The sequence below is a fragment of the Holospora undulata HU1 genome (assembly GCF_000388175.3).
Classification (GTDB): Bacteria; Pseudomonadota; Alphaproteobacteria; order Holosporales; family Holosporaceae; genus Holospora; species Holospora undulata_A.
The window spans coordinates 1-12,340 of record NZ_ARPM03000079.1; the positions used below are offsets into that span (position 1 = coordinate 1).

Here is a 12,340-nt window from a genome sequence, read left to right on the forward strand (position 1 = left end):
GCGTCGGTTCTTTTCTTTCCGATGCTGCGTTCTTAACGCAACACGATCTTCTTCTTTCAGAAATCTTTGCATAAGAAAAATTATTAAACTTGTAAACAATTTCATTCAGAATGAGTATCTCTACAATGTTTTTAAGAAATCTTATTGAGCATTGTCCATTTAAAATTACTAAGATCCGGACTGATAATGGTGCTCAATTTACCTATGCGCTTCTAGCTGAGCATCTTTGTCCCACCCCCCCCCATCCTTTTGATGCAACGTGTAAAGCTTATAAACTTGAGCATAGGCTTACACAATTTAGACATCCTTGGACCAATGGACAGGTGGAGGGTACAAACAGAATGATCAAACAATATACAACAAAAACATATATTATCAGTAATTGGAAAAACTTAAAAAGAATTTGATAACTTTTGTTTTATATTATTAATCATCGACGTAAACTTAACTCATTGAGATATCAAACTCCCTTTGATATCTTTCTTAAAGAGTTTGATCACAATCCAATATATGGTGTTGGGACTGAACAGTTAATGATTAATAAATACGATTTTCCCTTAATTTTTTCCATTCCTGCATGAACCGAAGAAGATCTTCTTGGGTATGAAGGGCTTTCAATCCAATACGCAAACGTGCTTGATTTGGGGGGACTGTAGGGGGGCGAATTCCAGAAATATAAATATGTTTAAAGCCAAGGTAATGTTGAATTTCCATAACGCTTTCTTCGTTTTTCAAGATGATGGGAATAATGTGCGTTGTACTTGATCCAATATCTTCTCCTTGTTCGGTTAGCATTTTTCTAAAACTTTCACCAAGAGATTTCAGGTGAAGGCGCTCTTTGTTCATTGTTTTGATCAAGTTCCACGCTCGAAGTGCCGCTGCCACAACGCAAGGAGAGGGGGCTGTAGAGTAAATAAATCCTTGAGCCTTGTTAATCAAATATTCTTTTAGTATCTTGCTGCACGCAATGTATGCGCCACTTCCCCCCAAAGCTTTGCTGAATGTGCCCATAATGATGTGAGGAACTTGGCTCCAATCTTGCAAGGTAGAACATCCATATCCGTTAATACCAAAAAGTCCTGTTGCGTGAGCTTCGTCTAAATATACAAAAGTCTTGTATTTTAACGCTAGTGCATGGATGTCTTTTAGGGGGGCTGTGTCTCCATCCATTCCAAAAACTGTTTCTGTTACTATAAATTTAGGTCTAGAGTCTTTGGCATATTTTTCTAATAAACATTGAAGATGTTTTGTGTCTAGATGACGATATCGCACCCATTCACACTGACTGAATAGTAAAGCTTGATAAATACTGGCATGATTTAATCGATCAGAAAACACAACTGGGCAGCCCCCTAATATTCCACGATCTAAAATTGCTGATAAAACACTGAAATTAGCTTGAAATCCTGAAGAAAAAAACAATGCCGCTTCTGTTTTTTTATCTAAAGCGATTTGTGTTTCAAGTTGATCGCAAAAAGGATGGTATATAGAAGAAATTCTAGAGGATTTTGCCCCCATCCCATAGATCTGTATTGCGTTGATGGCTTCTTTTAAAATTTTCGGGTGTTGGCTTAATCCTAAATAATCATTATTGGAAAAGTCTAAAACAGAAGAAAATTTTTCTTGACGAAAAATCGGTAATTTGCGATACTTCAGCGTGTTATTTAGTGTGTGAATGTAGTCTTGATATGGAGTGTACATTTTCTGCCTGCAAAGGTTCTTGTGAAAAATCTTCTTTGTCCTGCTTTACATTAGAACAAGCGCAAGGGCTTTTCTTTAAGCCTTTTTTGGAACTTTTATACGAAGCACAACAGCTTCATAGAAAAAATTTTTCTTCTAGCACTGTGCAGATTAGCACGCTTTTAAGCATCAAAACAGGGGGATGTTCAGAAAATTGTGCCTATTGTCCCCAATCTGCGCGCTATAGGACGGGGGTTAAGGCATCTCCACTGATGGATCTTGAAAAAGTAGTGGTGGCTGCAAGGCGTGCAAAAGAGGCAGGGGCAACGCGCTTTTGTATGGGAGCTGCTTGGCGTGAACCAAAAACTCAAGATCTTGATCGAGTGTGTGAAATGGTTCGTGCAGTAAAAAAGCAAGGAATGGAAACCTGTGTTACTTTGGGAATGCTAAAGGAGGATCAAGCCTTACAATTAAAACAAGCCGGATTAGATTTTTACAATCATAATATCGATACGTCCGTAGAGTTTTACGATAAGGTTATCACAACTCGGACCTTCCAAGATCGATTAAATACGTTAGAAGTTGTGCGAAAGGTTGGAATTAAAGTATGCTGCGGGGGAATTATTGGAATGGGAGAAAGTAATGAGGATCGATTAAGAATGCTTGTTCTCTTGGCTAATTTAGCTCCACCTCCAGAATCTGTTCCTATAAATCAATTGATTCCTATCCCAGGGACTCCGCTTGCAGACCGTCAGGCCGTGGATGGATTTGATTTTGTTCGTATTGTTGCAGTGGCACGATGTTTAATGCCCAGGTCTTATATCCGCCTTTCAGCTGGTCGTGAAAACATGTCTGACGAACTTCAAGCGTTGTGTTTTATGGCGGGAGTTAACTCTATATTTTATGGGGAAACGCTCTTAACCGCTGCCAATCCTAAACCGGAAAAAGATCTAAATTTGTTAAAGCGTCTTGGAATTTCTGCGGAAAATTTTTCTTAGCGTTGGAAAAAACGTACCTTAATTAAAAAGTGCTCTGTAAAAAATAGAAAAGGAGCAGTTCAGATGTTAAGTTTTTTAAGGCATCGCATTGGTTTTTAAAGCATATGTATGGCATAATAATGAACATGTGTGCGGCAAAGTAGTCTTTTGAGAAAGTAGAGGATTAAGAGAATGTGGAAAACCTTACATCAACAATTTATAAATTTTTTTAAAAAAAATCATAGAAGTTTAAAAATTCTTCAAAGTTTACATAAAATTGTTGCTGATATTAATGCTCTAGAAGCTCAAATGAAGGCGCTTAGTAATGAGGCGCTTCAGCAAAAGACTAAAGAATTTAAAAATCGTCTTCAAGAAGGGGCATCCTTGGATAGTCTTCTTTGTGAGGCATTTGCGGTTGTTCGTGAAGCTTCAGTAAGAACTTTGGGAATGCGTCATTTTGATGTCCAGCTTTTGGGGGGGGCAGCTCTTCACAAGGGAATGATTGCGGAAATGAAAACGGGAGAGGGAAAAACTTTGGCTTCCACTGCTCCTGTTTATTTAAATGCTCTTACAGAAGAAGGAGTTCACATTGTTACAGTTAACGATTATTTAGCCAACCGTGATGCTTCTACATTGCGTCCTTTGTATAGTTTTTTAGGGTTGTCTGTTGGGTGTGTGACAAGCGATATGCCTTCTTATGAAAAACCCCAGGCGTATCGATGCGATATTACTTACGGCACTAACAATGAGTTCGGTTTTGATTTTTTACGAGATAACATGAAAACTCGCTTAGAAGATCAAGTGCAGCGTGGGCATCACTTTGCTATTATCGACGAGGTTGATAGTATTCTTATCGACGAAGCGAGGACTCCTTTAATTATTTCAGGACCTTCAGAAGATTCCTCGCAATTATATCAAGTTATTGATCAAGTGGTAGCAAAACTTTTACCCGAACATTACGAAAAAGACGAAAAACAAAAAAATATTTCTTTTACAGAACAAGGATGGAAAACCGTTGAACACTTGATACAGGAATCTAATATTGTTCAAGAAGCAACATTATTTGATGCCAAGAACACGATGCTCGTTCATCATTTAAATCAGGCGCTTAAAGCTCGATTCATGTTTGAAAAAAACATAGACTACATTGTGCATAATGAAGAAGTAATTATTATCGATGAATTTACTGGACGTATGAAAAAAGGAAGCAGGTATTCAGATGGGTTGCACCAAGCGCTAGAGGCAAAAGAGGGCGTAGAAATCGAACCTGAGAATCAAACTTTGGCTTCTATTACCTTCCAAAATTATTTTTTGATGTATAAGAAGCTTGCAGGAATGACAGGAACTGCAATGACTGAATCTGCGGAATTTCAAGAAACGTATAGTTTGCCTGTGGTGTGCATTCCTACGCATCGTTCAGTACGCCGAAACGATTTGGATGATGAAATTTTTGCAACTTTTTCAGGAAAGATAAAAGCAGTGGTTCAACTCGTGAATGAATGTCGTCAACGTCAGCAACCTGTTTTGGTGGGAACTTCTAGTATTGAAAAAAGTGAGATTTTTTCAAATGCTTTTAAACAAGCAGGCATTCCTCATCATGTTTTAAACGCCCGTCATCACGAACAGGAAGCGGCAATTATTGAAAGAGCAGGGCTTCCGGGAGCAGTGACCATTGCAACCAATATGGCAGGACGCGGAACAGATATTCAATTGGGGGGAGCAATAGGAAGTGAGCTTGCACTTCTTTTAAAAAATATAGAAGATCAGGAAGTAATTCATCGTATAGAGCAAGAAGTTAGAGAAAAAGTTCAAGAACGAAAAGAAATAGCTATTCAGGCAGGGGGATTATATATCGTAGGAACTGAGCGTCATGAAAGTCGTCGTATCGACAATCAGTTAAGAGGACGCTCTGGACGGCAAGGAGATCCAGGAACTTCTAAATTTTTTATTAGTCTTGAAGATGACTTAATGCGGGTGTTTGGGTCTAATATTGAGTTTGTCAAGCGGTCTTTCTTGAAAGACAACCAAGATGACAGCGTTCCTGTTACACATCCGTGGCTGACACGTAATATAGAAAAAGCTCAAGGAAGGGTGGAAGCACAGCATTTTGAACGACGCAAACAATTGTTAAGGTATGCTCAAGTACTAAACGAACACAGAAAAGTTATTTATGAAACAAGAAATGATTTGTTAAGAGAAAAAGCGCTAGAGGTATTTCAAGATACACAAGAAGCGTTAGTTCACAATTTTATTTCTTACTATACAGATCCTAAAAAGTTACCTGATTTTTGGGAAATATCAACTTTGAAAGAAAGCATAAAGCGAGTATTTCAAATAGAGGTGGATATTCAGCAGTGGATAGAACAAGAAGTCTTATCTCCAGATATTTTGGAAGAAAGAATTCTGTCGTGCATTGAACATGCCTACCAGAAGCAGACAGAAATATTAGATACAGAGTTGGTTCAGTATATGGTGCAAAACATTTTGCTGCAGACTTTAGATCAAGAGTGGACGAAACACTTAAACGTCATGTCCCATTTAAGAGAAGGGATTCACTTACGTTCTTATGGCCAAAAAGATCCTTTAAATGAGTATAAAAAAGAGTCTTTTACATTATTTAAACATATGATTCTGGAATGGCAAGAAAGATCTTTGACTCAGTTTTACAATATAGATCCATCAAAGCTTTTGGAAAAATGGAACAGTATGTACGATGATGATATGGATGAAAAAGATGAACTGATAGAAGGAGCAGAGGAAAAAGATTTAGATAATTTTTATTTTGAACACTCTCCTGAAGAAATAAGCCCTAAAGAAACAAGAAAAAAAGTAGAGCAAGATGATGAAAAGCCAGATCTAGATATTGGTAATACGAAAGATCAAGCTCCTGACTATTCTTCTGTTTCTAGAAATTCTCCGTGCCCATGTCAATCTGGAAGACGGTACAAGCATTGTCATGGAAGTATGGAAGAAGATGCGTTCTTGTAAAGTTTATTTTTAAAAAATCAGCATTTAGCACTTCAAAAAGGGCAGGGGGAGGCTCTTTTTGGTTGTTAAGGAAAGAATAACGATATTTGTTTAGCGTTTTTTTAGTTTATATTTACGCGTTTTTTGTAATAGTTAATTTATTTTTACGGTATTGTGTTTGTTAAAAGAATTAACTACAATGAATAGATCTTTCAGTAACTGTATGTTTATGTCTGAATTGAATGTTTTTCTTAAGATCGTTCAAGGGATTATCCCTTGCCAAAAAGTTTGGGAAGATTCCTACACCTTATGTTTTAAAGACGTTTCTCCTAAAGCTCCTGTGCATGTTTTGTTGATACCTAAAGGGGAATACCTAAATGCTTTGGAGTTTTATAAGAACGCCTCTACTGAAGAAATTTTATCCTTTCAAAAAGGAATAGTTGAGGTTGTGGAGCTTCTTGGACTTGAAAAAAACGGGTTTCGTGCTATAACGAATCAAGGAAATTATGGTCATCAAGAAGTGCCGCATTTTCATCTTCATATTTTAGGGGCAAAATAAGAGTAGGGGGTTAGTATGGGGTGGGGTATTTTTAAAAACAAGCGAATAAAGTCAAGTATCCTTGGGGTTCTTTTAATACTTTTTTGTTTTGGTATCGTTTTTCATTGACGCTTTAAATGAAGAATAGCTTGCAAAAAGTAGTTTAGAGCCTGGAGTTTTGGTGATGTCGTTTTATACAAGGCGCCTAGTAAGATGAAATTAATGAAAGAAAACTACAAAAATTGGCTCTATTTTTATTTATGAAATTTCTCTTGATCTTGCCAGAAAAGATTGCTAATGTAGTATTGATTTTTTTATGTGTATTAATATGCGGTTTTTGATTTTTGAGATAGAAACTTGGAGAACTTTAGAAGGTCAGTTTTTGAAAATAGTCTTTAGCATCGTCGTATCAACTGCTTTTTTTTTGTTTTTAGGGTGTCAGGAATTAAGAAGTTCAGAAAAAGTTGGCCTTCCTACCGAACGACAGTTAAAAACTTATGACAACATGAAACCTTTGTTCCCCAGCCCCTTAGAGCTAACAGAAAAAAAGTCAGAACCCTTTAAAAAAGCTTTTGCTTTGTGGTATGGTGCCTTAAAAGCATTGGCGCGAATTCCTTTGGAAATTTTCGATCCAGAGCGTGGATTTTTACAAACGCATTGGTATATTCCAAAAGATCTTCCCAATCATCGTCTTCAAGTGAAAGTTTGTATTATTCCTTGCCAAGAAATTCGTGTGGAGGCATTATCTGTTACTGTTCTCCATCAAGTTTTAAAACAGGAGCAATGGATCATTATTCCAACTTCGTTAGAATTAGAGCAGAAAATTAAGCGCAGTATTTTACTGCATGCTCGCGATTACGCTGTTCAAAATAAATAATCTTTAAAGAAGGAGTGTCCGTATGAATCACCACAATTATTCTCCATTATCTTGTGAGAAAAAATGGCAAAAAATTTGGCAAGAAAGTAATGCCTTTGAACCTTGCGATCATTCTAAAAAAATGTACGTTTTAGAAATGTTTCCTTATCCTTCTGGGCAGTTACATGTAGGTCATGTAAGAAATTACGCATTAGGAGACGTTATTGCACGTTTTTTTCAGCAAAAAGGGTACAGCGTGTTGCATCCCATGGGGTGGGATGCTTGTGGGCTTCCTGCAGAAACCGCTGCTTTAAAGCAAAAAGTAGATCCAAAAGACTGGACATATCGTAACGCAGAAAATATGCGTCAACAACTTCAAGCGTTGGGGCTATCATTGCAGTGGTCTAGAGAGCTTTTTTCTTGCGATCCATCTTACTATGTTCATGAACAAAAAATGTTTCTTAAATTTTATGAACAGGGAATCGCTTATCGCAAGCAGGCAGAGGTTAATTGGGACCCGGTAGATCATTCAGTTCTGGCCAATGAACAGGTTATTCAAGGAAGAGGGTGGCGTTCTGGAGCATTAGTAGAAAAGCGCCTTCTTGATCAGTGGTTTTTCAAGATTACTGATTTTGCAGAAGAGTTATTGGAAGGATTGCAGCAGCTCACCCAATGGCCTGAGCACGTAAAGCGCATGCAAGAACAATGGATTGGAAAATCGCAAGGTGCGTGTATCCAGTTTGGTGTCTGGGATACTCCCTTAACGTTTACGACATTCACCACTACCCCTGAATTATTGTTTGGTGCAACATTTTTTGCTCTTTCTATTCAGCATCCTCTAGCGGTACTTTGGGAAAAAGAAAATCCAAAAATCGCAGAATTTTTAAAAAAGCAAAATTGTAAAGATACCTCTACTCGCACAGCAGAAACTGAAGAAAAAGAGGGAGTTTTTTCTGGATATTATGGAAAGCATCCCTTTTTAGGGCAAAATCGGATTCCAATTTACATTACAAACTATGTTCAAGGACATTACGGAACTGGTGCGATTTTTGGATGTCCTGCCCATGATGCGCGGGATTTTGAGTTCTCTAGACGCTACGGACTTTCGGTAACTTCTGTGATTCGCCCATTTGAAGCGCAAACGGTTCCTTTTCAAAGTGATGGGCGCATGGTGGATTCAGAATTTTTGAATGGGATGACAGTTTCCGAAGCGCATCATTCCATGTTAAGAGCGTTAAGTAAGCAAAGTTTTGGACATCCTCAAACGGTGTATCGATTAAAAGATTGGTGTGTCAGCAGGCAAAGATATTGGGGCGTGCCTATTCCTGTTATTCATTGTCCTTCTTGTGGAATAGTTCCTGTTCCACTAAAAGATTTACCCGTGATTTTACCAGAAGATGTGATGTTTGAAGGAAAGGGAAATCCTCTTGCTGCACACCCAACGTGGAAGCACGTTCTTTGTCCTTCTTGTCAAGCGCAAGCACAAAGAGAAACAGATACATTTGATACCTTTGTAGAATCATCTTGGTATTTTGCAAGATTTTGCGATGCACATAATACTCAAGAACCCTTTTCTAAAGAATCCATCGAGACATGGATGCCAGTTGATCACTATATTGGCGGAGTAGAGCATGCAATTTTACACCTTTTGTATGCGCGGTTTTTTTCAAGAGCTTTAAAAGCTTGTGGATATTGGGATATTGAAGAACCTTTTCAAAGACTATTTACTCAAGGGATGGTGTGTCATAAAACGTACACAGCCCAAGATGGAAGCTATCTTTACCCTGAAGAGATAGAAAAACAGGAAGATGGTTCTTATTGTCGCTCTAGTGATAGAAGCCCAGTAACGGTGGGGCGCAGCGAAAAAATGAGCAAATCTAAGAGCAATGTAGTAAGTGTAGATCATATGATAAAGACTTACGGAGCAGATACTTTGCGGCTTTTTATGCTTTCAGACACCCCCCCAGAAAAAGATTTGGAATGGAGTATTGAGGGGATTGAAGGATGTTGGAGATGTGTTCACCGATTCTGGAATGTTTTTTCGGAAACTCAGAATAAAATTTCTTTTCATGATCATCTAAAAAAGCCTAAAAATTTTTCTTTGATTGCTAAAAACTTAAGAAGAACCACACACCGCAGCATTTGTTTTATTGAACGTGCCATCAAAGGGTATCATCTGAATAAGTATATTACGTTGTTGCGAGAGTTAGGGAATGCAATTCAAGATTTTCAAAATGATTTTCAAAAAGATGATGATTCTTCTTCCTGGGCCTTAAAAGAAGCGGTTTTAGCTTTTATTTCTATGATGGCTCCTGTTATGCCTCATTTAGCTCAAGAGCTGTATAACCATATAAACCCTGGTGTGTTTATCCATTCTGTCAAATGGCCATCTTATGAAGAAGCCTTGCTTCAAGATGAAGTGGTTACGTTGGCTGTTCAAATTAATGGAAAATCAAAGGGAACGATTGAAGTTTCTATTCATGAAGATGAAGCGGAAATACTAAAAAAAGTTTTAAAAGTTCCAAAGTTTCAAGCAGTGTTAAACGGAAAAGAAATGCACCGTGTCATTATTATTCCTCATAAAATTGTAAGTATTGTTGTGTAAAATAGGAAAGATATGTTGAAGTTTTTTTTTGGATGCATTCAGTTGAAAGAGTGTAAAGCCGTAGTCTTGAATAAAAGAAAAGGAAATATTGTATGAATATTTTAACTCTTAAAGATGCTGCGTTACATGTTCATAAGAAGGTTATACTGTCTAAAGAAACTGTGCACATTTATGCTGGAGAAAAAATTGCTCTAGTAGGGCGCAATGGGTGTGGAAAGTCCACTCTTTTAAGAGTTCTTGCTCAAGAACTTGATATTGAGGAAGGGGTTTATATCCCAAAACCTGGATTGTCTATTGCATATCTGTGTCAAAATCATAAAAATGTTCCGGAATGTTCCGTAGAAACCTTTTTGCACGAAGTCTTGAAAGCGCCTCACTTGGCGTTTCAGGCAGAGGAACTTTTATTAACTTTAAACTTAGATCCTAAACAAAAGCTTTCTCAGCTGTCAGGAGGGGAATTAAGGCGAGCATATATTGCAAGAACTTTGTTAATTCCGTCAGATTTAATTATATTGGATGAGCCCACCAATCATTTAGATATCGTGGGTATTGAGTGGCTAGAATCGTGGATTTTAAAATCCAAGCAGGCATTTATTATTGTTGCTCATGATCGAAAGTTTTTAAAAAACGTTACGCAACGGACGTTGTGGCTTCATCAAGGAAAACTAAGGTCAGCCCCCGTGGGATTTGAGGGGTTTGAAACGTGGCAGGAAACTTTTTTGCAAGAACAAATTCGTATTCAGTCTCGTTTAGATGTAAAATTAGCTCAAGAATTGCGCTGGTTGGCTCGTGGTGTGACTGCGCGACGACGACGAAATGAGGGGCGCTTATCCCGTCTTAAAGAGCTGCGCGCGCAAAAAGCAAATTTCAGTAAAAATCAGCAAAAAATGGTACCGTCTCGCCAAGATGATGTAGGCCTTACACGACAATTAATGGAAGGCTGGAATTTGGGGTATACGTTACCAGAGGGCAGGGGGTTGTTCAAGGAGCTCAATTTTCGCTTGCTGAAAGGTGACCGTATAGGAATTATAGGGCCAAATGGATGTGGAAAGAGCACATTAATTCGTGTTCTTACCAAAGAAATAACGCCTAGCGAAGGAATATTAAAAACTGCTTCTACGCTTCATTGGAGCATGTTTAAGCAAAATCAGCCTATAGAAGAGCTTTCTTTTTCGGTCAAACGTTTTTTGTGTTCTCAAGGGTCAGACTATGTAGACGTTCAGGGAAAGCAGCGTCATGTGGTTGCGTATTTAAAAGAGTTTTTATTTTCTCCAGAACAAGCTCACTGTCTTGTTCAAATGCTTTCGGGGGGGGAAAGAAATCGTTTGCGTTTGGCAAAGCTATTATCTCAAAGTCCTGATTTGTTAATCTTAGATGAACCTACCAATGATCTTGATATTGAGACTTTGGATTTTTTAAAAGATTTTTTATTGCAGTATGCGGGAACTATTATTATTGTATCTCATGATCGGGATTTTCTGGATGATGTGGTTTCAAGCGTTTTAGTTTTTGAATCTCAAGGAAAGGTTAGAGAGTTTGTTGGAAGTTTTAGTGAATATCTTCAAGCAGAGTCAGAACGCCATGCATTTTTTAAGATTCCAGAAAAATCGTCAAAACCTTGTGCTGAAAAGTCTTCTAGTGTTGAAGCTTCGGCGCGCTCTTCTTTGAAAAAAGAAAAATTATCTTATCGAGAAAAATTTTTACTGGAAAATGGATTACAGGAAATTGAAGAGCTTTTAGATCAAAAAAGGAGATTAGAAGAGCAGTTGGTGCATTTTCAAAGGAACTCTCCTCTTCCACTTAACGCATCTCAAATAGAGCAGCTTTCTGTCATGAGTCAAACGCTTTGTGAGTGTTTAGAAAAAATTCAAGAAAAAGAAGAAGCCTGGATTAACGTTGCAGAAAAAGAATCTCGCCTTTGCAGCAAAGATGAAAAAGATTGCTTACTAAGGCCCGTCCTCAATTAAGCAAAACGACAAGTAAAACTAAGTGAACAACGCCCATAGAATTTACGGACGTTTATCATAGCGCGAGGCAATGGCTTTGCATTGCTTTCAGTTTAGCAAAAAAATTCTAGATCGAATGACGGGATTTAATAAAAATACGTATCATATTTCTGAAAGAAGGAGATCGTGTTGCGTTACGAACCGACGCGTAGAAGATAGGATTAAGGGACCGCAAAGGTGATGACAACACCGCCGGACCATCCTGTTTGGTGATGACGTGCCCCCATATGGTAACGAAAATCACCTGTTAGGCACCCTCATTGCGCCATGACGGCCACACGCATGTACCTTGATGGGAGTGACTGCACATGGGCCTTACGGGGGTGTCTCTTAAAAACCTTGAAGACGTTTTTTTATCAGCTGAAAGACGCTTATCCAAATTCGCCTAACATTCACCTGATCTTGGATCAAGACCCCTACAAGCAAAGACACCCAAAAAGCAGCAAAAGAAAGGGGAAATTGAGGTGCATTGTTTCCAACCCCAACCCTGCCCCATCGAAGAATGAATATGTGCGCAATAATCGATTTTTCGTCTCTGTCAAAGAGTTTTTCAAGAGTATGCTGCATTTTTTCGACCAAAACAGAAACAACATCGCCATGGATCTTGTCGAGCGCGTCAATGACAACTTTCAACGCATTAGTCCAACACTTTCGGTTTGATTTGGTATAGAACGTATTTTATTTCATCGATTACTAGAACAGTGGATGCGA

Annotated in this window: 9 protein-coding genes; 7 read left to right on the forward strand and 2 right to left on the reverse strand. The window is 38.2% G+C overall.

The window, feature by feature from the left end:
• Positions 1–537 precede the first annotated feature (537 nt).
• Positions 538–1,701, reverse strand: a complete 1,164-nt coding sequence (locus K737_RS01465; protein ID WP_006303649.1) for an aminotransferase class I/II-fold pyridoxal phosphate-dependent enzyme — start codon at positions 1,699–1,701, stop codon at positions 538–540.
• Here K737_RS01465 and bioB point away from each other — a divergent pair.
• The 7 genes from bioB to K737_RS09920 all read left to right on the forward strand — a co-directional run bounded on the left by bioB (position 1,689) and on the right by K737_RS09920 (position 11,810).
• Positions 1,689–2,678 (forward strand): biotin synthase BioB, encoded by a 990-nt coding sequence (gene bioB / locus K737_RS01470; RefSeq protein ID WP_023492126.1) that lies wholly within the window; start codon positions 1,689–1,691, stop codon positions 2,676–2,678. The two genes, K737_RS01465 and bioB, sit on opposite strands and share 13 nt — an antisense overlap.
• A gap of 171 nt (positions 2,679–2,849) precedes the next feature.
• Entirely contained in the window at positions 2,850–5,645 is a 2,796-nt protein-coding gene (secA, locus tag K737_RS01475) for a preprotein translocase subunit SecA (protein WP_006303653.1), read from the forward strand.
• Between the two features lie 202 nt (positions 5,646–5,847).
• Complete coding sequence (locus K737_RS01480; protein ID WP_023492124.1) at positions 5,848–6,183, forward strand: HIT domain-containing protein; 336 nt, start codon at positions 5,848–5,850, stop codon at positions 6,181–6,183.
• A 295-nt stretch (positions 6,184–6,478) separates the two neighbouring features.
• On the forward strand, positions 6,479–7,039 hold the full coding sequence (locus K737_RS01485; protein ID WP_023492122.1) for a DUF3576 domain-containing protein: 561 nt from the start codon (positions 6,479–6,481) through the stop codon (positions 7,037–7,039).
• A gap of 22 nt (positions 7,040–7,061) precedes the next feature.
• A complete protein-coding gene (gene leuS / locus K737_RS01490; RefSeq protein WP_006303656.1) occupies positions 7,062–9,623 on the forward strand; it encodes a leucine--tRNA ligase in 2,562 nt (853 codons plus the stop codon).
• A gap of 92 nt (positions 9,624–9,715) precedes the next feature.
• On the forward strand, positions 9,716–11,590 hold the full coding sequence (locus K737_RS01495) for an ABC-F family ATP-binding cassette domain-containing protein (RefSeq protein ID WP_006303657.1): 1,875 nt from the start codon (positions 9,716–9,718) through the stop codon (positions 11,588–11,590).
• A gap of 70 nt (positions 11,591–11,660) precedes the next feature.
• Positions 11,661–11,810, forward strand: coding sequence for a hypothetical protein (locus K737_RS09920; RefSeq protein WP_161630402.1), 150 nt, complete (start codon positions 11,661–11,663; stop codon positions 11,808–11,810).
• A 149-nt stretch (positions 11,811–11,959) separates the two neighbouring features.
• Here K737_RS09920 and K737_RS01500 read toward each other — a convergent pair whose 3' ends face one another.
• A complete protein-coding gene (locus K737_RS01500; protein WP_006303658.1) occupies positions 11,960–12,262 on the reverse strand; it encodes a hypothetical protein in 303 nt (100 codons plus the stop codon).
• Between the last annotated feature and the right edge of the window lie 78 nt (positions 12,263–12,340).

Bases quoted from the DNA above. Each gene is read 5' to 3' on its own strand.
- bioB (WP_023492126.1), top strand. From the start codon at position 1,689: ATGGAGTGTACATTTTCTGCCTGCAAAGGTTCTTGTGAAAAATCTTCT.
- K737_RS01465 (WP_006303649.1), bottom strand. From the start codon at position 1,701: ATGTACACTCCATATCAAGACTACATTCACACACTAAATAACACGCTG.
- secA (WP_006303653.1), top strand. From the start codon at position 2,850: ATGTGGAAAACCTTACATCAACAATTTATAAATTTTTTTAAAAAAAAT.
- K737_RS01480 (WP_023492124.1), top strand. From the start codon at position 5,848: ATGTTTATGTCTGAATTGAATGTTTTTCTTAAGATCGTTCAAGGGATT.
- K737_RS01485 (WP_023492122.1), top strand. From the start codon at position 6,479: ATGTGTATTAATATGCGGTTTTTGATTTTTGAGATAGAAACTTGGAGA.
- leuS (WP_006303656.1), top strand. From the start codon at position 7,062: ATGAATCACCACAATTATTCTCCATTATCTTGTGAGAAAAAATGGCAA.
- K737_RS01495 (WP_006303657.1), top strand. From the start codon at position 9,716: ATGAATATTTTAACTCTTAAAGATGCTGCGTTACATGTTCATAAGAAG.
- K737_RS09920 (WP_161630402.1), top strand. From the start codon at position 11,661: ATGGCTTTGCATTGCTTTCAGTTTAGCAAAAAAATTCTAGATCGAATG.